This is a genomic window from Gemmata sp. SH-PL17 (genome assembly GCF_001610855.1).
Classification (GTDB): Bacteria; Planctomycetota; Planctomycetia; order Gemmatales; family Gemmataceae; genus Gemmata; species Gemmata massiliana.
Window position 1 is genome coordinate 6,941,437 of sequence record NZ_CP011271.1, and the last position, 23,396, is coordinate 6,964,832.

30 protein-coding genes, 1 tRNA gene and 3 pseudogenes are annotated in these 23,396 nt (G+C 65.4%); 22 read left to right on the forward strand and 12 right to left on the reverse strand.

What is annotated here, in order from left to right; translation table 11 throughout:
- Positions 1-584: 584 nt before the first annotated feature.
- The gene (locus tag VT84_RS28615; RefSeq protein WP_052556222.1) at positions 585-1,190 is read left to right on the forward strand and encodes a flavin reductase family protein; all 606 of its coding nucleotides are present in this window, start codon (positions 585-587) and stop codon (positions 1,188-1,190) included.
- Positions 1,191-1,202: 12 nt separating this feature from the next.
- Here the strand turns inward: VT84_RS28615 and VT84_RS28620 are convergent, their stop codons facing one another.
- Both VT84_RS28620 and VT84_RS28625 read right to left on the reverse strand, forming a co-directional pair.
- Entirely contained in the window at positions 1,203-1,817 is a 615-nt protein-coding gene (locus tag VT84_RS28620; RefSeq protein ID WP_052556224.1) for a hypothetical protein, read from the reverse strand.
- Between the two features lie 41 nt (positions 1,818-1,858).
- Positions 1,859-2,287, reverse strand: a pseudogene (locus VT84_RS28625) (hypothetical protein); the annotation flags it as partial.
- 68 nt (positions 2,288-2,355) lie between these two features.
- Between VT84_RS28625 and VT84_RS38965 the strand changes: the two are divergent.
- The 5 genes from VT84_RS38965 to VT84_RS28640 all read left to right on the forward strand — a co-directional run bounded on the left by VT84_RS38965 (position 2,356) and on the right by VT84_RS28640 (position 5,249).
- Positions 2,356-2,736 (forward strand): hypothetical protein, encoded by a 381-nt coding sequence (locus VT84_RS38965; RefSeq protein ID WP_157469911.1) that lies wholly within the window; start codon positions 2,356-2,358, stop codon positions 2,734-2,736.
- 40 nt (positions 2,737-2,776) lie between these two features.
- Entirely contained in the window at positions 2,777-3,319 is a 543-nt protein-coding gene (locus tag VT84_RS28630) for an ankyrin repeat domain-containing protein (RefSeq protein ID WP_052556228.1), read from the forward strand.
- A 363-nt stretch (positions 3,320-3,682) separates the two neighbouring features.
- The gene (locus VT84_RS42490; RefSeq protein WP_052552795.1) at positions 3,683-4,207 is read left to right on the forward strand and encodes a helix-turn-helix domain-containing protein; all 525 of its coding nucleotides are present in this window, start codon (positions 3,683-3,685) and stop codon (positions 4,205-4,207) included.
- Positions 4,185-4,751 (forward strand): IS630 family transposase, encoded by a 567-nt coding sequence (locus VT84_RS42495; protein WP_410000365.1) that lies wholly within the window; start codon positions 4,185-4,187, stop codon positions 4,749-4,751. The genes VT84_RS42490 and VT84_RS42495 overlap by 23 nt, the downstream gene beginning before the upstream one ends.
- A gap of 51 nt (positions 4,752-4,802) precedes the next feature.
- Positions 4,803-5,249, forward strand: coding sequence for a DUF1810 domain-containing protein (locus tag VT84_RS28640; protein ID WP_239465491.1), 447 nt, complete (start codon positions 4,803-4,805; stop codon positions 5,247-5,249).
- Positions 5,250-5,350: 101 nt separating this feature from the next.
- Here the strand turns inward: VT84_RS28640 and VT84_RS28645 are convergent, their stop codons facing one another.
- Positions 5,351-6,856, reverse strand: a complete 1,506-nt coding sequence (locus VT84_RS28645) for a glucose-6-phosphate isomerase (RefSeq protein ID WP_082841905.1) — start codon at positions 6,854-6,856, stop codon at positions 5,351-5,353.
- Positions 6,857-7,018: 162 nt separating this feature from the next.
- Between VT84_RS28645 and VT84_RS28650 the strand changes: the two genes are divergently transcribed.
- Positions 7,019-8,224: a 2,3-bisphosphoglycerate-independent phosphoglycerate mutase gene (locus VT84_RS28650; protein WP_052556233.1), complete on the forward strand. Its 1,206-nt coding sequence runs from the start codon at positions 7,019-7,021 to the stop codon at positions 8,222-8,224.
- A 1-nt stretch (position 8,225) separates the two neighbouring features.
- Positions 8,226-9,266, forward strand: coding sequence for a DUF1963 domain-containing protein (locus VT84_RS28655; RefSeq protein ID WP_082841906.1), 1,041 nt, complete (start codon positions 8,226-8,228; stop codon positions 9,264-9,266).
- Between the two features lie 9 nt (positions 9,267-9,275).
- Here the strand turns inward: VT84_RS28655 and VT84_RS28660 are convergent, their stop codons facing one another.
- On the reverse strand, positions 9,276-9,737 hold the full coding sequence (locus VT84_RS28660; protein ID WP_239465492.1) for a dihydrodipicolinate synthase family protein: 462 nt from the start codon (positions 9,735-9,737) through the stop codon (positions 9,276-9,278).
- 60 nt (positions 9,738-9,797) lie between these two features.
- On the opposite strand from VT84_RS28660, the gene VT84_RS42500 reads away from it, so the two are divergent.
- The 3 genes and pseudogenes from VT84_RS42500 (at position 9,798) to VT84_RS38975 (ending at position 10,694) form a co-directional block, all read left to right on the forward strand.
- A complete protein-coding gene (locus tag VT84_RS42500; protein ID WP_157469913.1) occupies positions 9,798-9,998 on the forward strand; it encodes a helix-turn-helix domain-containing protein in 201 nt (66 codons plus the stop codon).
- A pseudogene (locus tag VT84_RS28665) lies at positions 9,949-10,284 on the forward strand (winged helix-turn-helix domain-containing protein); the annotation flags it as partial. The gene VT84_RS42500 and the pseudogene VT84_RS28665, both read left to right, overlap by 50 nt.
- Positions 10,218-10,694 (forward strand): transposase, encoded by a 477-nt coding sequence (locus VT84_RS38975; protein ID WP_162271878.1) that lies wholly within the window; start codon positions 10,218-10,220, stop codon positions 10,692-10,694. The pseudogene VT84_RS28665 and the gene VT84_RS38975, both read left to right, overlap by 67 nt.
- A 138-nt stretch (positions 10,695-10,832) precedes the next feature.
- Here VT84_RS38975 and VT84_RS40305 read toward each other — a convergent pair whose 3' ends face one another.
- Genes VT84_RS40305 through VT84_RS28685 form a run of 3 tightly spaced genes read right to left on the reverse strand, consistent with a single transcriptional unit; the run spans position 10,833 to position 12,718 of the window.
- On the reverse strand, positions 10,833-11,384 hold the full coding sequence (locus tag VT84_RS40305; protein WP_204249659.1) for a hypothetical protein: 552 nt from the start codon (positions 11,382-11,384) through the stop codon (positions 10,833-10,835).
- A gap of 33 nt (positions 11,385-11,417) precedes the next feature.
- Complete coding sequence (locus VT84_RS28680) at positions 11,418-12,464, reverse strand: hypothetical protein (protein WP_082841909.1); 1,047 nt, start codon at positions 12,462-12,464, stop codon at positions 11,418-11,420.
- On the reverse strand, positions 12,461-12,718 hold the full coding sequence (locus VT84_RS28685; RefSeq protein WP_082839551.1) for a hypothetical protein: 258 nt from the start codon (positions 12,716-12,718) through the stop codon (positions 12,461-12,463). Before VT84_RS28685 ends, VT84_RS28680 begins: the two co-directional genes overlap by 4 nt.
- Before the next feature lie 153 nt (positions 12,719-12,871).
- Here VT84_RS28685 and VT84_RS41795 point away from each other — a divergent pair, with 153 nt between their 5' ends.
- From VT84_RS41795 to VT84_RS39865, 4 genes are all read left to right on the forward strand, one after another.
- Entirely contained in the window at positions 12,872-13,549 is a 678-nt protein-coding gene (locus tag VT84_RS41795) for an ISAs1 family transposase (RefSeq protein WP_052557863.1), read from the forward strand.
- Entirely contained in the window at positions 13,461-14,024 is a 564-nt protein-coding gene (locus VT84_RS41800; RefSeq protein ID WP_157469919.1) for an ISAs1 family transposase, read from the forward strand. The genes VT84_RS41795 and VT84_RS41800 overlap by 89 nt, the downstream gene beginning before the upstream one ends.
- An 88-nt stretch (positions 14,025-14,112) precedes the next feature.
- A tRNA-Val gene (locus tag VT84_RS28700) sits at positions 14,113-14,185 on the forward strand.
- A gap of 214 nt (positions 14,186-14,399) precedes the next feature.
- A complete protein-coding gene (locus VT84_RS39865; protein WP_082841911.1) occupies positions 14,400-14,618 on the forward strand; it encodes a hypothetical protein in 219 nt (72 codons plus the stop codon).
- 279 nt (positions 14,619-14,897) lie between these two features.
- Here VT84_RS39865 and VT84_RS28710 read toward each other — a convergent pair whose 3' ends face one another.
- The 3 genes and pseudogenes from VT84_RS28710 to VT84_RS41805 all read right to left on the reverse strand — a co-directional run bounded on the left by VT84_RS28710 (position 14,898) and on the right by VT84_RS41805 (position 16,171).
- Complete coding sequence (locus VT84_RS28710) at positions 14,898-15,293, reverse strand: transposase (RefSeq protein WP_082841912.1); 396 nt, start codon at positions 15,291-15,293, stop codon at positions 14,898-14,900.
- 26 nt (positions 15,294-15,319) lie between these two features.
- A pseudogene (locus VT84_RS41345) lies at positions 15,320-16,021 on the reverse strand (transposase).
- 18 nt (positions 16,022-16,039) lie between these two features.
- Complete coding sequence (locus tag VT84_RS41805) at positions 16,040-16,171, reverse strand: hypothetical protein (protein ID WP_255359514.1); 132 nt, start codon at positions 16,169-16,171, stop codon at positions 16,040-16,042.
- 97 nt (positions 16,172-16,268) lie between these two features.
- On the opposite strand from VT84_RS41805, the gene VT84_RS42505 reads away from it, so the two are divergent.
- From VT84_RS42505 to VT84_RS28735, 7 genes are all read left to right on the forward strand, one after another.
- The gene (locus VT84_RS42505; RefSeq protein ID WP_410000368.1) at positions 16,269-16,961 is read left to right on the forward strand and encodes a DUF6444 domain-containing protein; all 693 of its coding nucleotides are present in this window, start codon (positions 16,269-16,271) and stop codon (positions 16,959-16,961) included.
- Entirely contained in the window at positions 16,918-17,124 is a 207-nt protein-coding gene (locus VT84_RS42510; protein WP_410000369.1) for a transposase, read from the forward strand. The genes VT84_RS42505 and VT84_RS42510 overlap by 44 nt, the downstream gene beginning before the upstream one ends.
- Positions 17,125-17,203: 79 nt before the next feature.
- On the forward strand, positions 17,204-17,710 hold the full coding sequence (locus tag VT84_RS42515) for a hypothetical protein (protein ID WP_410000370.1): 507 nt from the start codon (positions 17,204-17,206) through the stop codon (positions 17,708-17,710).
- Positions 17,707-18,066 (forward strand): DUF1501 domain-containing protein, encoded by a 360-nt coding sequence (locus VT84_RS41810; protein WP_204249833.1) that lies wholly within the window; start codon positions 17,707-17,709, stop codon positions 18,064-18,066. The genes VT84_RS42515 and VT84_RS41810 overlap by 4 nt, the downstream gene beginning before the upstream one ends.
- Positions 18,057-18,884, forward strand: a complete 828-nt coding sequence (locus tag VT84_RS28725; protein ID WP_157469926.1) for a DUF1501 domain-containing protein — start codon at positions 18,057-18,059, stop codon at positions 18,882-18,884. Before VT84_RS41810 ends, VT84_RS28725 begins: the two co-directional genes overlap by 10 nt.
- On the forward strand, positions 18,881-19,651 hold the full coding sequence (locus VT84_RS28730) for a DUF1553 domain-containing protein (RefSeq protein WP_082841915.1): 771 nt from the start codon (positions 18,881-18,883) through the stop codon (positions 19,649-19,651). Before VT84_RS28725 ends, VT84_RS28730 begins: the two co-directional genes overlap by 4 nt.
- Before the next feature lie 26 nt (positions 19,652-19,677).
- Positions 19,678-20,361 carry an RraA family protein gene (locus tag VT84_RS28735; RefSeq protein WP_082841916.1) on the forward strand — a complete coding sequence of 228 codons (684 nt, stop codon included), beginning with the start codon at positions 19,678-19,680 and terminating at the stop codon, positions 20,359-20,361.
- Positions 20,362-20,689: 328 nt separating this feature from the next.
- On the opposite strand, the gene VT84_RS28740 is transcribed toward VT84_RS28735, so the two are convergent.
- Both VT84_RS28740 and VT84_RS28745 read right to left on the reverse strand, forming a co-directional pair.
- A complete protein-coding gene (locus VT84_RS28740) occupies positions 20,690-21,094 on the reverse strand; it encodes a rhodanese-like domain-containing protein (protein ID WP_082841917.1) in 405 nt (134 codons plus the stop codon).
- A gap of 93 nt (positions 21,095-21,187) precedes the next feature.
- Positions 21,188-23,068, reverse strand: coding sequence for a M61 family metallopeptidase (locus VT84_RS28745; RefSeq protein ID WP_082841918.1), 1,881 nt, complete (start codon positions 23,066-23,068; stop codon positions 21,188-21,190).
- Positions 23,069-23,396: the final 328 nt, after the last annotated feature.

A 23,396-nucleotide genomic window follows, 5' to 3' on the forward strand; every position in this document is an offset into this window, starting at 1 on the left:
GAAACAACGTGCACAGTTTGGGAAGCGGCATAGCGAGAAGCGGCACCGGCGCGAAGGCCAACCGCCGCTGACGGGCAGGGCTGTTTAAGTGGAAGTGGGCAGGTATTGCCGCCCACCCGCTCGTTAACACTCGCGGTTCGCCTGAGTCTCTGGGCGAACCGCGAGCGTTAACGAGCGGGTGGAACTACGCACCGGCGCGAAGGCCAACCGCCGCTGACGGGCAGAAGAGTTTTGACAGGATTAACAGGATTGACAGGATTCAAAAAGCAACGTCGCATTCGGTCTTGATCCGGTTAATCCTGTCAAAGCTCTTCTTGTTTTCGCACCTCACCCGAGCCATCCGGTGACAGCCGGAGAAACCTCGCACTGGCCGTTTGCCAAGAAGACCGAGCGAGCCGCGAGTGTTGACGAGCGAGTGGTGCTTCCCGTACCGGCCCACTTCTCCCACTCAACGGCCCTACCACGTGCGTTTTTCGCCCGCGCGAGGTGCTCCCCGGGCGCGTCAGGAAACAGACCTCGCGGCGATCGACTATCATGCCCTCTGGGACCACTTGTGCCACTTCCGCTAACCCACGCGACCGCTCATGCAGATCGACCCGACGACCGCGCCCGTTCCGGACGTGTACCAGTACCTCGTGGGGCTCGTCACCCCGCGGCCCATCGCGTGGGTGACAACGCTCTCACCGGCCGGGGTGGTGAACCTCGCGCCGTTCAGCTTCTTCAATGCGTTTGGTGCGAACCCACCCATCGTCGTGTTCTCCCCCACGCTCCGGCGCGACGGCACGAAAAAGGACACGCTGCTCAACCTCGAAAAGCTCGGCGAGTTTGTTATTCACGCCGCGACCGCGCCGCTCGCGGAGAAAGTGAACCTCTCTTCTAAAGAGATCGCCCCCGACGAGAGCGAAGTCGCGCTCACTGGCCTGAGCACGCTCCCGAGCGCCAAAGTGAAGCCCCCGCGACTCGCCGAAGCTCCTGTCGCGCTGGAGTGCGTCGTCCGCCAGATCGTTCCGTGCGGAACCGGTCCGATCGCGGCGAACTTGGTGATCGGCGAAGTCGTGATGATTCACGTCGCGGACGAAGTGCTCGACGGCAAAGGCGGTGTCGACCCGCGCAAGCTCAAAACGGTCGCGCGCCTCGGCGGGGCGTTCTGGTGCCACACGTCGGATTTGTTCGAGCTGAAGCGGCCGTAACAGTGCTCGCGTTCACTCTGGGAACCCGAACTCCGCGAAGTAGCGTTCCAGAACTTCGCGCTCCAGGTCGAACGCATAATCCTCCGCGAACCCCTCTCCGCGTGGCGCGTTGTCCTTCTTCATGTGAGTGTGCATGCGGTCCGCGTGGTGGCCGAGTTCGTGCAGAAAGACGTGGCAGAGCTGGTAGGCGCGGGCGGTGGCGTCCGTCCAGTGAATGACGATGCCTCTCCCAGCCCCGCCGTCTTCAACCCGAGCACCAATGCGTTCAAGGAACCAGCGGTGCTCGGCGAACCACACCGTATCGAGCGCGTAACTCATCTCTTTGGGCCACGCACAGATGCCGAGTGCGCCGCGATTGTACCACCCGTCGCACCCGCGGCGCCCGCGATCGAGGCTGAACAGGTCCAAACCGACCGCGAGCGTATCCCAGCCCGGGATCAGTGCAATGAATCGCTCAATGTCGCGTTTCAAAAGAAGGTGCCGGTACCCTTCCCCGGGTTTGCGCCGGTCGATCACCAAGCGCGCCTGCGTATTGCGATACGCGCTCGGTGAAAGCGCCCAATTGTTCTGTTTCTGCACGCACCCGTTGCGAACGCCCGGCGCGGTCTTGCGATAGAAGTGCGACATGCGTACCCCCCCCTCCTCCTCCAGCAGAGGGATACACGCAGTCACAGGTTCACCATTACGGCTGCGATTTGCGAAGGGCCACCGACACGACGAGCCGATCTTGCCGCGGACCGACGTGCTGAACGGCTCGCTAGTTCATGCCCTTCGACTGCTGTGTGGCAGTGGTAGCCCGACCCGTACACCGCGTCGGCCGCCATCCACTTAGTCGGCACCCCGGCCTCCACTGCCCGGTTGATAATGTGCCGCGCCAGCACGACCTTGGCGGCGAACTTGATCTTCTCGGGAAGACCGGCCCCCATCGCGCCGATCCGCGTCGTTGATCTACTCATTGGGTAGGTACAGTGTGCGGTCGAGTAGCGCTCGCCCCTTCTTTGTTGCGTACCCGAGGAACACCCTGATTTGGCCGTTCTCGATGCGCTGGCGGTGTCTGAATATTGGCGAGCAAAGCCACCGAACTTCGTACCCTTCTTGAGGAACCCGGTCCGTCGATCACTCGCACGCCGTTAGGATGGCCCAGGTGTTCCCGTAGGTAGCCGATGTGAGCGTCGCGGACCGCATTGGCGATCCAGTCGGCCCCGTCGAGCGCCGGGGCGCTCAGGTGCTCGGCCAGTTGCCACCCGTGCTTCCGCTCAGTCCCGCTCAGCGGGTCGCGAACATACCCAACGGCTCGTCGCCGCGGCTGGTGGTGGGTGAAGTGGCCACCGATTCGCTCGTTGACCGCACCTATTTCGTGCGCCCTGGCCGTCATCTGCTGCGCGTTGGTCGTCCCGACATCTCTCGCTTCCGCCGGAAAACCGGGCAAGGCCGTGACTGTTTTATAAACATCATGATTAATGCAATTTCGCGTTGCTACTCGATATTCCTGGCGTTTTCTTTCGCACACATCGAACATGCGCTGAGGAGTAGCATTGGCACCTGAAGCTTGGGTGCAACCCATTCTGACTGAGAGAACATGCTTTATGGACCGGGCCGACAAGATGGAATTGCTACACGCCGCGTTGCGAAACGATAATGCGACCGAGTTCGCCCGACTGCTGAAGCGTTTCCCGGACTGCCGGTACGACGGAGCCGGGGACGACTACTGGATGAGTGCGGTGGCCATGCGGGGCAAGCTGTGGGCAATTGAGCTACTGGTGGCCCGGGGAGCTGACGTGAACCGGCCATCGAACTCGACCGACTCGGTACCTAGCCCCGAGGGACCGATCGTGTACGCCGCCAACAACGGTCACATGGATGTGGTCCGGTACATGCTTGATCGGGGAGCAGAGATCAACCACATGATTGAGGGGCGGGTCCGGTGCCAAGCCCTGGTGGGTGCGGCCATCTGGGGGCACCTGGACGTGGTCAAGCTGTTGGTCGAACGGGGAGCGGCCGTCAACGCGGTGTGGGCCGAAATGACGCCATTGGATCAGTCCGAGTTACACGGTCGGGATGAGGTGGCCGCGTACCTTCGGTCGATCGGCTGGAAGACCGCGGCCGAACTGGGCGAGTCCGCCAGTTGACTCGGTCAACACGAAACGTTAGTTGCGTCCAGAAATATACATTGTAGATTTATGATTATTTGTATACTATTTTCCTAGCCTCGTGTATGATGTAGGGAGCTGCTCGGTGCTGTGGCGTTGTTGGGGAAGTTTGGCCTCACGGAATTGGTGACGGATGTTAGCCTTCTCGCCCGTTTCTTGGAGTGACGAAGAACAAAATGCCCGGAAAATTCCGCGTTCGGTGCGCGTTTCGCTCGCCGGGAGGGGCCGGGGGCCAAGTTGTTATTCTCAGCGTACCCTGGAGTGACACAATTTATCCTTGAGGAGCCTGGTGCTGTAGCGGAAGATCGGTGCTCACCGTAATCCGTTACCGGGAGAGGCTCCATGCGTCCCACGTACTCGTTCCCCGAGTCGGTTGTCGAAGCGATTGTGCGCGATCGGTACGGGCACCCGGACCCGCGCGTTCAGGAGCGCATGGAGATCCTGTGGCTCAAGAGCAAGAACGAGTCGCACGGGCGCATCGCCGAACTCGCCAACGTGTCCCGGTCCACGGTTCAGCGGACCTTGCACATCTTCGCGGCGAAGGGCCTCGATGGGATTCGGTCGTTCGGGTGGAAGGGACAACCCAGTGCCCTGACGCCACACGCGGCAACGATCGAACAGGAGTTCCGCAAGCACCCGCCTCACACGGCTCACGAGGCGGCGCGGCGGATCGAGGAGCTGACGGGCGTCCGACGAAAAGTGTCGCGGGTGCGCAAATTCCTCAAGGACGACCTGGGGATGAAGTGCTTGAAGGTGGCACCGATCCCGGTCCCGCCCAAGAAGACGATCGAGGAACACGCCCGAGCGCAGGCGGACTTTTTAAAAGGCGGACCTGGAACCGAAGTTGGCGGAGGCGCGGAGCGGTAAGCGGTCGGTGTACTTCGTGGATGCGTCGCACTTCGTATTGGCGTCGTTCCTGGGTTGGGTGTGGTGCTTCGTGCGGTTGCACGTGCGCGCGGCAAGTGGTCGGCAGCGGTACAACGTGCTGGGCGCGCTGAACGCGGTCACGCACGAACTGGTGACGGAGATCAACACGACGTACATCACCGCCACGTCGGTGTGCGCGTTGCTTCACACGATCGCGCGCCGGGCGGGCTCGGTGCCCGTCACGTTGGTGCTGGACAACGCCCGGTATCAGCGGTGCGTGTTGGTGCAGGACGCGGCCAAGCAGTTGGGGATCGAGCTGCTGTTCCTGCCGTCGTACTCGCCGAACCTGAACTTGATCGAGCGCCTGTGGAAGTTCGTGAAGAAGGACGTGCTCAACAGTCGGCACCATCAGGACTTCAAGAGGTTCCAGAGTGCCATCGACGGGTGCCTCGCGGATCTGCCGACCAAACATCGAGAGAAACTGGCGACTCTGTTGGCCCACAACTTCCAGACCTGGAACAATGTGTCACTCCTGGGCGCGTAAAGCATAGCATTTGTTAGCCGTCGGAGTCGTTGAGTTCGGGAGGGCCGATCCGTGGCAGATTCGATCCGACTCCGCGCGAGCGATCCCCACAACTTGGATCGCTTCGTGCAGGTGCAAGAGGACGACTACGAACAGGCGCTCGCCGAGATCAAAAGCGGCCGGAAGCGTTCGCACTGGATGTGGTACATCTTTCCGCAATTCGACGGGCTAGGGTTCAGTTCCATTTCCAAGCAGTACGCGATCAAGAGCCGCGCGGAGGCCGAAGCGTACTTGGCGCACCCCGTACTCGGTCCGCGCCTCATTGCGTGTACCGAGGCCGCGCTTCGTGTTGACGGGCGGTCCGCGCTGGAGATCTTTGGATCTCCGGACGACCTGAAGTTGCGATCGTGCGCCACGCTGTTCGCCCGTGTGTCGCTGACGGGTTCGGTCTTCGACCAACTGCTCGACAAATACTACTCCGGCGAGCGCGACGCCAAGACACTGCATCTGTTTGATTGATCGCCTGAATGATTGTAATTTTTAAGTATGTTCTCCGAAATGCGAACGGGTTCCGCTCACAGCCATGAGCGGAACCCGTTCACTGAGAATTCGTACTTTCTTTACACGCCTTTAGCGGCGTCGCGGACCTCGCCCTTCGGCAAATTCGGGGTCGCCTTTAGAGCACGCATCATGTTTGCCTTGTACGCCTCCACGCCGGGCTGACCGTAGGGGTTCGTGCCGTTGAGCCGGCCCTCTACCACTGTTGCCAGCATGAGCATCTGGAGCAGTTGCCCGATGGTGTGCTCGGAGATCATCGGCAGGGTGATGTCCGCGGTCGGGCGTGCCGCCTGAGAGTAGGCTTCGTTCGTACCTTTGATGGCCGCGTCGAGGATGTCGGGCAGCCCCTTGCGGCTGAACTGGTTCAGGTCGTCCTCGTTCCGCTCGGACATACCCAGTGTCACCGGCGGGTGCTTGATTTGCCGCACGATCAGGTTGTTGATGAGCTTGTCGCGTGTGCCGTCTTGGTGCTGTTGTCCGCGGCTGTGCAGGTCGCGCGTGCCGACCATCGTGATCGGGGTCGCGCCGCGGCCGTTTTTGCCCAGCGATTCTGCGAGCAACTGGTCGTACCACCAGCCCACCGCCTCGAGCTTGCGCGACCACGCGGACAGCACGCGGGTAGTTTTGCCGCGCTCGGTCATCAGGTGGTTCACCGCGGCGAATTGCAGCACCGGGTTGCGGTCGAACGGTTCTTCGATGAACCGCCGCGTCATCGTCGCGGCGCCGAGCAGCATCGCGCGCACATCGAGCCCCATCACCGCCGCGGGAAGGAGTCCCACTGCGGTGAACACGCTGAACCGCCCGCCGACTTCTTCGGGAATAGTGAGGATGTCGTCTTCGGGGAACCCGTCGGCCCGACACAAGTCGCGGAGCTTACTGCCCTTCGTTCCGGTGATAGGCACGATCACCTTGCGGAGCATCTCGGACTTCGGTCCGTAGAACTTCGCGGCTTCGCCCTTCACAGCGCGGTACGCGGCGGCCGTTTCGAGCGTGCCGCCGGACTTGCTGATGACGACGACGCCCCACCGCTCTTCGATGATATCGGGGTCGACGCAGGTGTTTTCGAGCAGCTCGAAGAGGTCTTGCAGCGAATCGTTATCGAGGTCTTTGCCCTCGAAGTAGATGCGCGGCTTGCCCATGCGCAACTTCGCGGGCAGTTCGTTGTGGTGCGAGTGGCAGAGCGCGTCGAAGATGGCCTTCGACGCGAGGTAGCTCCCGCCGATACCGAGGATCACCACGCGGTCCACGGTGTCGCGCAACTGTTGTGCGAGGCGCAACACCTTACCGAGTTCGCTCGCGTCCTGTTTGCGCTTGTAGCCGTCGAGCAGTTTTTGGGGCAGGTCGATGAAGCCCGGTTGCAGCGGGCGCATCTTCGGCGGCGGGTTCTGCAACTCGCGCTCCGCGACCACCTGTCCGCGAACGGACGTGACCCACTGCTTCACTTCGTCCACCTTCTCGGGCGGGAGGAAGTGCTGCTGTTGAAGCTCGGCGAGCGGGGTCCAGGTTTCGTGCGGCTGGGCCAAGAGCCGCGCGAACTGGTACTCGATGTTCTCGTCGGGCAGTTGCATGAGTTGGTCCTTGGTCGGTCGTCCGCCACTGGCTCCGGTCACTGGATACGAGGTCGGTTGAAGGCCCACCCGGGGCCAACAACGAAACACTCGGACCAAGGACCAATGCCCTCGGACTAACCGTACTGTACGTCATTATTCGCGAGGCGTAAACTCTTCCGCATGAACATACACGAACTCATTCGCGACCTCCGCGAACCGGCGAAAACCAAGATCGTCCTGCTCGTGGCCGACGGTTTGGGCGGGCTTTCCCGTCAACCGGGTGGGCTGACGGAGCTGGAAACCGCGAAAACTCCGAACCTGGACGCCTGCGCCCGCGACGGCGTGACAGGTCTGAGTATTCCGGTTTTGCCGGGTATAACGCCCGGTAGCGGCCCCGGACACCTCGGGTTGTTCGGCTACGACCCGCTCGAGTACCGCATCGGGCGCGGCATTCTGGAAGCGCTGGGCATCAACTTCGCGGTCGGCGCACGCGACGTCGCCATCCGGGGCAACTTCTGTACCCTCGGCGCGGACGGGAAGATCACCGACCGCCGGGCCGGGCGCCCCACGAACGAAAAGAATAAGGCTGCGGTCGAAAAACTTCGCGCGATCAAAATTCCCGGCGTGGAACTGTTCGTCGAGCCGGTGAAGGAACACCGTTTCGTGCTGGTCATCCGCGGCGACGGTCTGGGCGACCGTGTGAACGACACTGACCCGCAAGCGGTTGGCGTGCCTCCGCTGAAGGCCGCGGGTGCGGACGCCGCGTCTCAGAAGACCGCGGACGTGGTGAATGCGTTCATCGCGGAAGCGACGAAGGTGCTCGCGAGCGAGGGCGCGATCAACGGCGCGACGCTCCGCGGGTTCGCGACCTACCCGAAGATCGCGACGTTCGCGGACGTGTACGGGCTGAAGGCCGCCGCGATCGCCGTGTATCCGATGTACAAGGGGCTGGCTCGGCTCGTGGGGATGGACATCCTCGACCCCGGGCAGACGCTCCAGGGCCAAGTCGAGACGCTCACCAAAGTGTGGAACGACTACGACTTCTTCTTCCTGCACTACAAGTACACGGACAGCACCGGCGAGGACGGCAACTTCCCCGCGAAGGTGGACATGATCGAAAAGCTCGACGAGATCGTGCCCGACATTCTGAAGCTGAAGCCCGACGTGTTCATCGTGACCGGCGACCACAGCACGCCGAGCAAGATGAAGTCGCACTCGTGGCACCCGGTGCCGACGCTGCTGCTCGCGGACATGTGCCGCGCGGACGAGGTGACGGAGTTCAGTGAGCGGGCGTGCTTGCGCGGCGGGTTGGGGCAATTCCAGGCGATGCACCTGATGCTGCTCGCGATGGCTCACGCCGGGCGCCTGGGCAAGTACGGGGCGTAAGATGACGGATCGCGCCGCACTCCCCGAACCGGCCGCGGTACTTCCGGGCGAAGCGTCCATCCTCGCACAGGTCGTTTCGGACCTGTCCGACGAGACGACGAAGCTCGTCTATGCTGACTGGTTGCAGGAGCACGACGACCCGCGCGGGCCGTTCCTGCGCGAGTTCTTGGCAGCCGTTCGCACCGATGAACCGCTGCCACTGTCGGAAGGGTTGTCGAAACCGTGGCGCGATCTTGTCGGCGTAACGATCACGGAAGCGGCACGCACGCACGGCTTCGCCGATCGGATCGAGACGTTCCTGAAAGTCGCGCTCCCAACGATCCGTGTCACCCCGTCCGATGCTCCGGTGGTCGCTCCACCGATTGCGCGGAGTCGCTACGGCGGGCGACCGGATCTCCCGGCCGACGTCGAGTGGCCGCGCTGGACGAACGGCAAGCCGCTCACCTTTCTCGGGCAAATCGACCTCGCGGACCTCACGGGAAGTGTCGTCGCGCGCGAGCTACCTCCTGCGGGCCTGCTATCCGCGTTCTACTACCTCAACGAGAATGACGACGACCTCTACGGCGGTCCGAGGCGCGACGGCGACGGGAACGAGACTGAAAGTGAGGGCTGGCGGCTCTTTTACTTCCCGCCCGGTGCGGTGCTGCGGTTGCACGACGACTCGGATGCACCGACGTGGAGCCGGTTCCAATCGCACCCGCTGACCTTCGACGAACGGATCGAACTGACTTTTGACCGGAACGGCTGGTACGGAGTGTCCGAACTAGAGGGCGCGGAATGGGATCGCTACGTTGATTTGGTTAGCTCCGTAAACGCCCACGACGAGTGCGGCGACCGGCTGTTGGGCCACTTCCAGTCCGACGAATGGGCGACCAGGTTCGGCCGCACCGGGCGGTCGCTGTGGAGCATCGGTCTGACCGGCAATCGCCCCGGGCTGTGGGGCGATTTTCTGACGCGCCTTCACATTCTGATCGCCAGCGGCGACCTACACACCCGTCGGTTCGACCGCGCCGGGCTTGAAGCAGAGTGGCTCAGTTCCTGAGCTACCGCGTTACTTCAGTAACCCGTAGTTCACGAGCGTCTGGCGCACCTTCGCTTCGCCGGCCGCGTCGATCAGGCACATCGGCAGGCGCATCTCGCCGTTACCGCGCCCGAGGAGCTTCATCGCGGTCTTCAGAGGGATCGGGTTCGTCGCCACGCCGAGCATGTCGCGGCAGAGCGGGAACAGCTTCCGGTGCCACTGAAGCGCTTCGTCAAACTTACCCGCGGCGAACGCCTTCACCAGCGCCATCATGTCGCGCGGGATGATGGCGCCGACCACGCTCATCACACCCTTCCCGCCGATGCTCATGAGCGGAAGCGTGAGGCTGTCGTCGCCGCTCAGGATCGTGAGGTCGATGAGGGCCGCAACCTGCGAGGCTTGGTCGAGGGAGCCGGTGCCGCCGCTACGGGGGGCGTGTTCAATGCCTACACGGGCACCCCGCTCCAGAAAACGTACCGCTCGCCCGTTCACCTACTGATCCGCAGGTAAGCAAAGTCCCTGACGTGGCAACGTGTTTGTAACTTGTTGGGTATGAGGAGTAAAGGAACAGCGGCCGAGTTGGAGGCGCGTCGTCGGTTAGCGGTTCAGCGCGTGGGCGAGGGGTGGGCACAACAGGACGTGGCCGCGTTCTTGGGCGTCCACCCGGCCACCGTCAAGAAGTGGGTCGCGCCACCGCGCCGACGGGCTGAGGGCCGGGTCCACGCCCGGGCGCCCTCGGTTCCTGACCGATGAACAGGAGCGCCAGGTGCTCGGGTGGGTTGGCGAACCGCCCACAGCCCACGGGTTCGATACGGATCTGTGGACCGCGCGCCGGGTGGCCGAGCTGATCCACAAGACGTTCGGCGTGCGGTTCCACCCGCACTACCTGCGCGAGTGGTTGTCGATGCGCAACTTCACCCCGCAGAAGCCGGCGCGCCAGGCGCGTCAGCGGAACCCGGCGGCCATCGCCCGGTGGGTGGCGGAGGACTGGCCGCGGATTCAAAAAAGGCGGCCGAGGGGCACGCCCACATCGTCCTGATCGACGAGTCGGGCCTGCTCATCAACCCGTTGGTGCGCCGCAGTTGGTCGGCGCGCGGGAACACGCCGGTGATCGGCGGCGACGGCGGGCACCGGCGCAAGGTGTCGGTGATCGGGGCCATAACGGTCTCGCCCCGGACCCGCCTGTTGGGGCTGCGCTGGTCCACCCGCGCTGACGGGTATTTCGGGGCCGGTGAGGTGGTCGGATTCCTACGGTGCGTGCTCGGCGCGGTGCCGGGGAAGGTGACCGCGGTGTGGGACGGCGGGGCCAACCACAAGGACCCGGTGATGCGCGCGCTCCTGGCGCGGAACCGGTGGGTGTGGCTCGAGCGGCGCCCCGGAGCTGAACCCGGTCGAGCACGTGTGGGGTTGGCTCAAGTACGGTCAGTTGGCGAACTTCGTTCCGGGTGACTTGGTTCAGTTGAATCGCGAAATCAATAACCGACTGAAGCAATTGAGCGGCGACCGCCTGGTGCTGAGATCGCTCTGGGAAGGGGCGCAGCTGCCCTTCCCAGAGAAACTACGCCGGGAGCTTTGCTTACCTGCGGATTAGTAGTGCTGATCCTGCGCGGCATCCGCCAGGGCACCCCGACCGCACAAGTGGCCCGGCAGTTGGGGTGCGATCACAAGGACCTGCTGACGCTCCGGCATCGAAGAAGTCGGTGCCGGTAGCGCGCGGAACAGGATCGCGACCACCGAGTACAACCCCAACAGGCACGAGCCGGCGCGCAACACAGTCTTCTCGCGCCACCCGCGTGTGGTCTCCAGGGCCAAACAACTGCGGGCCTCTTGGAACGTGGTTTCGATATTCCAGCGCCCGCAGTAGTGGCCAATGACGGCCGAAGGCGTCAGCTCGGCATCCGTGGTGAAGAAGTACTCGTCCCGATGTGTGCCGCTCGTGTCCCGGACGAACACCCACTGCACGGGCACGAGGCCCTGAACCGCCTTGTACCAGTGGCACGCGCCGTCAAGAACCTCGACGCGCCGCTTCCCGCCGCCGTACCACCCGACCTCTAACTGCGTGAAAGCCGTGGCGTCGGTAACCGCCGCTCGGGGCTTAGGCCGACGCGGACCCTTAATCGCCCCAAACAATAGGGACACCCACACCCGGGGTGTCGCTGTAGATTTGGGCGGTTACGCCGCCGCCCAGAGCGCTTGCCAATCGGGTGTGTGGCTCAGGGCGCGGAGTTCGACCAGCGGGCCGACGTGTTCGGCCCGCCACCGCGCGCCCGTTCGCTTCAACCGCAAGTTCACCTCTTGCTTGATCGTTCCCTCCACCGCACCGCTGCCGATACTCTGCCCGCGTGCCAACCGCGGGGCGTAATCCAAGCGGGTCGGGTGCTTGGCCATGTACGCCGCCAGCCCCAGCAACGGAGCGGTCGAGACGTCGCTCGGTGCCGCCGCGAGCACCCCGGCCAGCCACCGCTCCAGACCGACTTTCCCCCCGGCCACCAACGCCGCACGACCGGCTCGCGCCGGCGCGTCCGCCGCGTCCGTCGCGTCCCCGAAGGTGCCCTTCACCGCGTCCCCGACGTGTTCCAGGGCGTGATACACGTCCAGAACGCCTGCCGCCTGGGGCCCGTGGTCCGACGCCAGGTTCCAGATCCACTCGGCCCCGTCGCCCAGCACCGTCACATCGCGGGCGGTCGTCACGCCCAGCCGATCCGATTCCTCTCGCAGCCGGGTACCGAACGCGCCACACCCTTCGATCGCCGCACGCACCGTGCGAACGGTCGGGCCGGGCAAGGTGCGCGTGTCCCACTCCTCGGGAGTGGCCGACGCGCCCGCTTCTCGCTTGCAAAATAGGCCGACCTTCACGTCCCGCCAGCCGTCGCGCGTGTTCACCTTGCCCGCGTCGATCAGCACCTCCACCGCGCCTTTCGCGGTCGCGAACCGCCCCGCGTCGCCCCGGCCGGGGCGCGCGGCCGCCGCCCGCTTGGCCTGGGCGTGGGTCGCCTGACGAATCACCTCGTCGTCGACCTGCCAGCCGCAGAACTCCGCCACAACCTGTTGCGCCCGCGCGAAGGAGTGCTCGACGCCCGCCAGCACCAGCAACCGCGTCGCCTGCCGGGTGAGGAAGCCCTCGATCCCGAGGGCGTGGTCGGCTCGGAACGTGCCCCCGTGACCTCGGCACCACGAGTACTCGCGGTCGAGTTGGACCGGCCCGAGGGCGGTCGTCACCGTCCGGCGGTGTCGCCCTTTGGACCGCCACCCGGCGACTTTTTTTCCAGGTCGGCGCGAGCCTGGACGGTGGCCGCGAGGTTGTCACGGAGGAGCCGGCGACCGGTGCCCAATGCAAAGGTCTCGCAGGCCTCGAGTACGGTGCCGTGGGCGGCCGTCGTTCCCAACCGCCGCATCTCTTGGACGTAGGCGATGGCCCGTTCGAGTTCGATCCGCTCGGCGTCCGTGGTGTATTCGACGGTCAACGTGGGCATCCTGCCACTCCATGAAATGGGGTGAAATAGAATAACCCCAAGCCGATGCCCAAATCTACAGCGACACCCCACACCCCAGGGCCGTTTAGTTCGTTGGTCTTGGCAGTCGGGCGAAGTTCGGGTATTCGCCCGGTCCTTTTTAGGGGGACCGGTATGGCCGCCGCGCCATCGCTGACGGAGGTTCTGGCCGCGATTCCCGATCCGCGCGATCCGTCGGGGCGCCGGTACCCGCTCCCGGTGATCCTCAACCTGGTGGTCGTCGCCACACTCGCCGGCATGCGTTCCCTGGAAGCCATCGCCCAATTCGCACGGGACCACGGCACCCCGCTGGCACACGCCCTCGGGTTCCGGTCCAAAAAGACCCCGTGCAAGGCCACGCTCTCCAACCTCCTGCGCCAACTCGACGTCGGTGCCATCGAAGCCGCTCTGGGGCGGTGGATCGCGGCCCGGTGCCCGGACCTCGGGGACCAACTGTGCCTCGACGGGAAGACCGTGCGCGGCACCCGCGGCGGGACCGTTCCGGGGGTTCATCTGCTCGCCGCGTACGCGCCCCGCGTTGCCGCCGTGGTCGCTCAGGTCCGGGTCGATGGCAAGACCAACGAACACAAAGCCGCACTGGAACTGCTGGGCGTACTCCCGGTGACCGGGATCGTGGTCACCGGGGACGCCATGTTCTGCCAGAAGGACGTGTGCAAGGCCGTCACCAAGGGCGGGGGCGAGTACCTGTTCACCGTCAAGGACAATCAGCCCACACTGCACTACGACATCGCGTGCATGTTCGGCGAATCGGCCGCCTTTTCCCCCCTACCAGCAGAGCCGATGGGCGACTGAACAGGACGCCGTTACGACGACCGACAAGGGCCACGGTCGCGTCGAGACCCGCACCCTGCGGGCCACACCGGTGCTATCGAAGTACCTGTCCGCGTGGCCCGGCATCGCTCAGGTGTTCCAGATCCACCGGGTGCGCCGGTGGCCCGACGGGCGCGTCGAGGAGGAGACCTCCTACGGGATCACCAGCCTGCGCCCGCTCGACGCCGGCGCCGCGCGCTTGTTGTCCCTGAACCGCGCCCACTGGTCCATCGAGAACAACCTGCATTGGGTTCGCGACGTCACCTTCGGCGAGGATGCGAGCCGCATCCGCAGCGGCAACGGCCCGCAAATCCTCGCCGCCACCCGCAACGCCCTGACGCACCTACTCACCGCGGCCGAACTCCCCAACTTCGCCGCCGCGCTCCGACGATTTGCCATTCGACCACTCGAAGCGTTCCGGCTCGTAAACACAGCCACACGTCAGACCGAGAACTAAACGGCCCTGCCCCACACCCGTGTGAACCTTGACGGAGCAGCAAGAGTCTGTTATTACAACAATACCCTTGGAGAGTTGTGGGTGAACTGGGCGATTAACTCAGTGGCTAGAGTGCGTTCTTCACACGGACGAAGTCACAGGTTCAAATCCTGTATCGCCCACTGACTTACGACGATGGGTGCATGCTTCAGTGCACGCTTCGCGGTAAGAAGTGAGAAAGAAAGACCCGGCCAACCGCTGCAACGGCTGGCCGGGCACATGTCGCAGCAAACCCTTCGGCTCACCACCACGCTGGTTCGGTGACCCCCGAGCAGGAGGGCATTCTAAATGCCTCAAACTCCCCGTCCGTGGTTCCGTAAGCAAATTGGTTGGTGAATGCCTCAGGTCGGCGGCAAACAGCAAAAGCTCGCGCAGGGTAAAGAGAATAAACGGCAGGGCGATCGCGCCAGAGACAGCCGGACTCGCATCCAGCAAAAGCTCGCGCAGGGTAAAGAGAATAAACGGGCCGCCGAGCAGAAGTTCCGCGACCTGCTCACACTGCGAGACACCAACACCCGCACCCGAGAGCGGACGGCCGACCGTTGCCGCCGGTGAATCCGATTTGTTCGCGAGGGTGGCGCTGAGATGGAGTAGGAGGAAGATGACGGCGGGGCGGTCCCGAGGTAAGACGGCCTCGACCTGCGCCGCCGTCAGAGTGCCGGAACGGAAGGCGGCCACGAACGCCCCGTCCAGGCTCGGGGTCACCGGTGTCATGGCCCGTACCACTACTCCGTTACATCTGGAGCGGGTGCGATCGCCGTGAGCGACAGTAGGCGCAATCTGGTTTGGCCACCGGTCGGAGCTGCTGCAACGCTCGGCTAATGCACGGCAGTGTCAGCGGTGGCTCGGGCTCCCCCTTTTTCGCGGGCTCGGCCCGTCGGCCGCCCGCTCCCGTTCGACGCGAACCCGCTCCCGTTCCAAGAGCAGGAACCCGTAAGCCAGCATGACCATCGCGGCGCGGTGGTGGAACCCGCGCCATGAGCGCCCCTCGACGTGGTCCAGACCCAAATCCTCCTTCATCTGCTGGTACCCCTGTTCCACAGGCCACCGACTCTTCCACAGGCGGACGGCCCGCAGGCGGCTCGTCCCCGTCGGCAGGTTCGAGAAGGCGTATTTGACGCCGTCGGCCCGCTCCTCGACCAGCAACCACACCGGGTCGGAACCGGCGCACGCACCCCGTTTCCACCCGAACCCGGGCCGTACCCGCACCCAGGCGAATCGACCCGACATCCGCCCCTTCGTCCCCATGCGCCAAGTCACCCGCCGGAGCGGGGTACGGGCGGCCACGTCTCGCAACCGGACCGGGCGGGGCGAGTCCGGCCGCAACTGGGGTTGGACTGGGGCCGCCCGCCCGCCGGTCCGACCCCGCCGCGTCCCGCCGGTCGATCCCAGACCGGCGGGGTGGTGAACACAACGGCTTCGTCCGTCACCCCGACGATGTAGTGTAGCCCGCAATCGGCCCGGGCTTGGCGGGAGCCCCCGGACACACCGTACCCGGCGTCGGCCAGGACCACCCCTCGGCCCTAACCGGGTCCAGCAGGTCCAGCGCGATCGGCCCCTTCGCGCGCTCCCGGCGCACTCCGGCCCGCTTCAGGCGGCCGGCGTCGGTCGCCCGCGACTCGGGGGAGGAACAGCCGCAAGGCGAGCGGGTAGTGCCCCTCGGGAGCCGCATAGTGGATCGAGACCGCGGCCTGGCCGTTGGCCTTCTTGCCGAGCGCCCCGCAGTACCGCCTTTGTACCCCGACCGAGCGCCGCCCTTGCTTCGGGAACGTGGTGTCGTCGATCACGAACACCGCGTCCGGGTGGGCGAACGTGGCAGCCAAATGGCTGCGGTAGCGGCGGAGAACGGCCTCGCGGTCCCACGGGCTCTGGCTGACGAACTGCTGGAGCGCTTGCTCGGGGTCCGTGCTGGTCAGCCCGGCGGGCCGCAGCACCCGGTGGGACAGGGGGCTCGACACTCTTCCGATCGCCGTCGGTCAGGGGCCGTGCCGGTACACCACGGCCCACTGTGCGGGCTTGGCCTGGGGAAAGTCCGGGGCAAATAGGGCCGCGCATTCGCGCAGGCGCTCGAGAACGGCCGGGTCGAGGTTCGGGGCGTATCTCGTCATGACCGGTTAGAGACCCGAACCCGATCATCGGGTGCGGCCTTCTAACGGAGTAGTCGTAGATCCGTAGGCGTTCACAGCAGTGGCCGGTTTTAGGCGGGTGCCGTATCTCTTCAGCGGCATGACGCCTCCTCCGCTACCACCTGACGTGTTCGGCGCGCGTCCTCCGGCGGTGCAGGCGTACATCCGTTATCTCGAAGCCCGGCTCGCCGATCTTGAAGCTCGGCTCGGGCAGAACTCGACGAGCTCCTCGAAGCCCCCGTCGTGCGACCCGCCGTACCTCAAGCCCGCTCCGTCGAAGGCCTCCTCTGGCAAGCGGAAGGGCGGTCAACCGGGCCGCCCCAAGCGATCCCGTCCCGACCTGCCCGCGGGCACCGTCATCGCGTTGCGGCCGAGCGCCTGTGACCGATGCGCGAACGTGCTCTCCGGGGACGATGCCCAACCACTCCGCCACCAAGTCGTCGAACTACCGCCGGTACGTCCGGTGGGCACCGAGTACCGCCGGCACCGGCTCGCGTGCCCGAGCTGCGGACGGATCCGTTGCCCGGCACGGCCGGCCGAGGTCCGAGGTGGGTACGGGCCGCGGGTCCAGGCCGTGTGCGCGCTCCAATACCGGACGGCTACTGCGCTCGAGCCGATCGCGGAGGAGGCCCGCGCCCACATCGCCGGGAAGCCGGCGAACGCGGACGAGACCGGGTGGCGGGAGCGGCCCCAAGCGGGGCTGGCTGTGGGCCGCGGTGACCGCTCGCGTGTCCCTGGTCCGCCGGTCCCGCGCCCGCAAGGTGCGGGGTGAGTTGATCGTGGGTCGGCCCGGGGTGCTGACCACCGACCGGTACTCGGTCTACAACCACTTCCCCGTAGGTGAGCGCCAGGCCTGTGGGGCGCACCTCCGACGGGACTTCCAGGCCATGATCGACCGGCGTACTACGGCGGCGCGCAAGATACGCATTGATTGAGGGCGTTCAGGCAACGATTGGCTGAGACTTTCAGCGTTTCCGCCCCGCGCATCTTTCGCGCCGTAATAATGGCGGGTCCGTGGTCGGCAAGGACTTGTTGACCTATGCGGACGTCCTGCTCGCCCAGTGGAAGCGGGTGCGGGACGGGGCGCGGACCCGTCGCGGGTTCCGGCAATCTTACCTCGGGTGGCTCCGAACCGGGATGCGCGGCTTCTTCAAGCGCGGGATCGAGAGCGTGGGCGCGGTTACAGCCGGGGTGTGCCGGGAGTTGCGGGTTATCGAGCCGGCCCGGTACACGTTTGTTGCCGTGAGCGGGGTCGAACCGACGAACCGCGCGGCCGAGCGGGCGCTCCGCCACGCCGTCTGCTGGCGGAACACGAGTTCCGGGACCGACTCGGCCGCCGGCCACCGGTTCGTCGAGCGGGTGCGGACCGTGGTGGCGACGGGCCGGCAGCAGCAGCGGGGTGTGCTAGAGTTTCTGTCCGGGTGCGCCCGGGCAGCCGTCGACGATCTGGTCCGCGTCGCCCGACTGTACGCACTGGTGGCGACGATGTACTGTCCCGATGCCCCGGGAGGCCGAGCATGAGCCGGACGCACCACCGCGGGGCGACCCGCCGTTCGCTCCTCGCCGACACCGGCCTCGAGTTCACCGGGCTGGCCCTCGGAGCGATGTTCTTCCGCGACGGCGCCGGGCGCGCGGCCGACCCGATGGCGGAGATCGAGAGCGGCCCGCACCACCCGGCGAAGGCGAAGAACGTCATCTGGATCTTCTTGTGCGGCGGCGTTTCGCACCTCGAAAGTTGGGGCCCGAAGCCGGCGCTGAACAAGTACAACGGCAAGTCGATCGCCGACACCCCGTTCGCGGGCGCGGTGAAGGCGGAGAGAAAGGACGTGGCCGAGGGAACCCGAGGCACGGCAACCGCAAAACACTCATGGGACTGAACTGCGGCACCGCGCGGTACGGCAAATCCAGACTGCTCGCGGCCGACTGGTGGAAGCACACGGCTGAAATGGCCGACGACTTGGCCGTCGTGCGGACGGTGTGGACGACCGACAACGACCACGGGGCGATGCTCCAGTTCCACACCGGCCGGCACGTTCGCGAAGGAGCCTATCCGACGATCGGCTCGTGGGCGTGCTACGGCCTCGGGGCACTGACGGGCGATCGGCCCGAGTACGTCGTCCGGGGCGTTCCGCCGGGCGACTGCTGCGGGGGCGAATGGGCGCACGGGGCCGCGTACCTCGGCCCGGAACACGCCGGCGTTCGGCTCAACCTCGAAGGCGCCCCGCTCCCGTTCGGCAAACTGCCGGTGGGGAAGGCGGCGAAAGAACAGGCCAACGAGTTCGGGCTCATCGGCAAACTGAACCGCCTGTCCGGGATCGACTACCCCGACGACCCGCAGGTGCAGGCGCGGATCAAGTCTTACGAACAGGCCTTCCAGATGCAGACCGCGGTACCCGAAACGCCGCAACTCGAAAAAGAGTCGGAGAAGACCCGCGCCATGTACGGCATGGACCGGGCTGAAACGGCCGCGTTCGGGAAGATCTGCCTCACGGCCCGGCGCCTGGTGGAGCGCGGGGTGCGGTTCGTCCAGGTGTACCACGGGGGCGGAGGGGACTGGGACGCCCACTCCAAGATCAAGGACAACCACACCAAACTCTCGACGCAGACCGACAAGCCGATCGCCGAGCTGCTCCGCGACCTCAAACAGCGCGGGTTACCGACGCCCAAAACCCGCTCACGGCCCGCGTCGCGGTGAACCACATCTGGATGCGGCACTTCGGTCAGGCGCTCGTCCCGAGCGTGTTCGACTTCGGCAAGAACGGCCGCCGGCCGATGCCCCCGGCGCTCCTGGACTGGCTCGCGGCCGAGTTCGTCGAGCACAAGTGGTCGATGAAGCACCTGCACAAACTGATCGTGACCAGCCGCACGTACCGGCAGGGCTCGACGCCGGACGCGAAGAACGTCACGGCCGACCGCGATAACGTCTATTTCTGGCGGGTGCCCCCGCACCGACTCGAGGCCGAGGCCGTCCGCGACCAACTCCCGTTCGTGGCCGATAATCTCGACTTGACGACCAGCGGTCCGGACCTCGACCACGACTCCGGGCTGACGGTGTATCGGCGGAGCCTCTACTTCCGGCACGCGCACGAGAAGCAAATGGAGTTGCTCAAGCTGTTCGACGCGGCCGGGGTGAGCGAGTGCTACCAGCGGCGCGAGAGCATCGTGCCCCAACAGGCACTCGCGCTGGTCAACGGCCCGCTGAGCGCGGAGATGGCGCGGCTGGGCGCGCGGCGAATCGAAACCGAAGCGGGAACCGACCCCGGGAAGTTTGTGCCGGCCGCGTTCGAGCGGGTCATCGGGCGGGCACCGACCGCGACGGAGCGGTCCGAGTGCATCGCCTTCATGGACACGCCCGGAACGCGCGGGAGCGAAAAGGAAGCCCCGAAAGACGCGGCCGAACGCCGCCGCACCGGAGTCGTCCTCGCGCGGTTCAACCACCACGAGTTCGTCACCGTGCGCTGAGTGATAACGTCCGACGGGGGGTCGAGATGTCCGATGCGACACCGACCGAGTCCGAACTGTGGCAGCGCCTTCAGACGCGGTCGTATGTCGCCGCGGTGTGCGACATCCTCGGCGCGCTCGACTTTCGCCAGCAGGCGATGCACCACCGCCTGCGCCCGTTGCTCCCGGACCGCGAGCGGTGCGGCTTCATCGGTCGCGCCCGGACGGTCCGCTGGATGGAGGCCGACTACGCCGACGAAGAGAACCCTTACGGGCTGGAAATCGAGGCGATCGACGCCCTTCGACCGGGCGACGTGGTCGTCCACTCGACCGACTTAGCCGGAACGAACGCGCCGCGGGGCGAGTTGATGTCGACCGCGGCGCAGTGCCGCGGGGCGGTCGGGTGCGTGTGCGACAGCCAGATCCGCGACTGCCTGAAGACGATCGAACCCGGTTCCCCGGTCTACTACACCGGTATCCGCCCGCTGGACTCGATGGGGCGCGGCCGGGTGATGGCCTACGACGTCGCGGTGCGGTGTGGCGACGTACTCGTGTGCCCGGGGGACACCGTTTTCGCCGACTTTGATGGCATCGTGGTGATTCCCGCGTCGGCCCTTGCCCAAGTTGTCGAGCGGGCCTGTCACAAGACCGAAAAGGAATCTCTTTCCCGAAAAGAGTTGAAAGAGGGCCGGACCCTGCGGGAGGTTTACGATCTCTACGGCGTCTTGTGAGACGGATAGATTACAAACCAACGGCCCGACTCATTTCGCTGTCGGTTCGGACGGCGTCCAGGCGGCGCGTCGGGCAGCAACTCCGGTACGCGATCCGCGACCAAGAGCAAGTCACGGTGCTTCGGTTTGAGTGTGGACTGTGAGAGTTACCCAAACTCGCCCATTTGGAACTCGACTCCGCAGTTGTGACGGGGCCGGACTCAACGCGAGTGCCTGACCGCTCTCACCTTCTTACTCCTTCAACAATGGCCGCTTGCGGAGTGACGTTTGGCTACGCCCGCCCGTTGTCGTCTCGAACAGGACAACGTGGCTCGTCCCGCGCGGTCGCTCACTTCTTCTCGGCCGGCTCGAATCCGGCTTTGAGTAAGTCCTTGTAACCCGGTTTCAGGGGCCGCACGTCGTAACCGAGTTTCTTCAGCTCGTCGGCCGCCTTCAAGCACCGAACGCCCGACCCACAGTGGCAATAGACGATCTTGTCTTTCGGAGCGACCTTCGCCACGTCCTCGGCCCGCGCACCGCCTTTGAGCACACTCAGCGGCAGTAACTTGGCATCCTTGAGGTGCCCGTCGTCCCATTCGTCCTTCTCGCGCACGTCGAGCAGTACGGCCTTGCCATCGGCAACCGTCTTCTTCACTTCCGCCGGCGTGTCTTTCGTGTGGTCTGCCGCCCTCGCGGGCGCAAGAATCGCGGCCAACCCTACGAGCGCCGCCACTACCAAAAAGTTCATTCGCATCGGATCGTCCTCGTGTGTTGCGGTCCGCCGGAGCGGGGTCAGTGATCGGGAGTTGTCCTTCGGTACCCGTAGGTCCGACCGGCCGAGCCCGGGTCACCTGACCCGCGGCTTGAGGATATCGCCCAGCACGTCCGGCCTGGAGGGTACCCGCTCCAATTCCAGGTACCGTAAGCCGTCGGAGTACGACACCACGATCGTGCGAAAGTCCTCTCCGTCCTCGATCAGCAACTCGAGCTTCTTGCGGGTGACACTGTCGGCGATCGCATCCCGCAGGCGATTCGGGCTGAATTTCTTGCCGTTGACCCCGAGCACCTTCATGCCCGGTGCCAGCCCCGCCTTGTCCCCCGGCAGCCCGGGGTCGACGGTCGCCACCACCCCTCCGGGTACCGACAGCCCGAGAGAGTCCGCGGCCGGGTTTTCCGGCGGTGCGCCCAGTATCCCCACCCCGGGCGCCTTGTCGGCGTACTTCAGCCGGTAGCCGAGCTGCCCCACGACCTCCAATGGGAGCGACTCCTGCGGGGCCGTCACCCGGCGCTGCAGGAACGCCTCCCAGTCGTGATCGACCGTCGCCTTCAAGTCGCGCACCACGTCGGCGAGGTCGTACCCCGCTACCTCCTTCTTGCCCGGCACCGCCGCGAAGAACCGCTTGCAGAAGTCGTCGAGCGACTTCGCCCCGCCGCTCTTCTCGCGGATCACGGCGTCGCACTCGTACCAGAGCAGCATCCCCTCCATGTAGAAGTCCTGCCCGCGGCGCAGCTGGTTCCACGAGTTCCCGGGATTGCGGCTGATGTGAGCGGCGACGGCGGTGTCCTCCAGGGGCCGCCAGCGCCGGCCGTCGGTCCGGGACAGCGCGCGGATCTTGTTGGTGAGTGAGAGCTTGTACTCCTCCGGGGTGAGCAGCCCGGACCGCACCGAGAGCACCTCGCCCAGGTACTCGGTCAGCCCCTCGTACACCCACAACAGCTTGGTCTTTTGCGGGGTGTGAAAGTCCGCGGTAATCATGGCCGCCGGGCGCCGGTACTTGCCGCACCAGGAGTGGGCGTACTCGTGCGGCAACAGGTTCGCCAGCCACCAGTCCTTGCGGAGCTTCTCGTCGATCAGTCCCCGTTCCCCCACCCCATTCAGGCTGCACGACAGGTGCTCCAGTCCGAACTTGCCGAGGGCGTCGCTGCACACCACCAGGAAGTGATACTCGGGGTAATGAGCGGTACCGAATAGGGCCCACGCCTCCCGCACCACCCGCGAGTACAGGTCGACCACCTTCGGGTCCAGGTTCAGGGCCTCGGATGATTCGGACGTCAGGTGGAGGAAGGCCGGCGGCCCGGCGCCGGCGTCGAGTTTGAACGTCTTCAGGTGTCGACCGGCAATGAGGGGGCTGTCCACCAGAGTCGCGAGGGAGACTTGCCGAAAGGCGATGGCGCCGCCCTTGCCCGGCTCCCCATCCGCTTTGAGGGCGGTGGCGTGCTTCCACCCGTCAGGGAGCCGCAACCGGGCGCTCACCGGCTGGTCGTCGGCCGCCGGCCCCTCCGGGTACACGAGGCACGTGTTCCAGTTGATGACGCCGAGGTCCGGGGTACCGACCGTGTAGATCCCGGCCCGATCCGGCCCGGCCGACTCACAGACGGTGTCCAGTTTCACCCGGATCTGCTTCACCCCGTCCGGAACTTTAACGACGAAGCGATGCAGATCCACCTCGTCGCGGGTCCACGGCACGGTGGTGCCGTCGGCGGTTTCTATCCGGAGCCCGGCGATGTCCTCGACCCGACCGTGCGGGCCGTGCGAGCCGGGGAACCACTTCGGGTACGCCAGCCGCAGTTGCCCGGGCTTGCACGGGATGTCGATCGTGGCGTGGACGAGTCGCCGCGGGAGCTCGCGAGCGTCCACTTCCAGAACCAGTCCCGCGTCGGCTCCCGCCGTCGGACCGACCACGATGCACAGGGCCGTGAGAACGGCCGCGGAGCGCGCGAATGACATGACGTCGTTACCCGATTGAGTTGAATACGGTGTCCGTTCGAGTGGGAGCGCCCGGCATCGGCACGCGATCGGGAACCGACTAAAGCGTTGACTTCGGGCCGCCCCAGTACGATACCCGACAGGCTATCTGATCCGAGGTCAAGTTCAATCGGGTCCCGCCTCACGCGGCTCATCCCTTGCAAGAGGTGACGCGGAAGATTTCTGGTCCGCCGCACCAGCCGCTTGTCCCGTACCCAAGGCGAATTCTTGTTCCAAGAGCTCGCCACTTCGCTTAACGTCTCGATCGGGGCCAAAAGGACTCGGCACGTTCCACACACAATCTCATTTT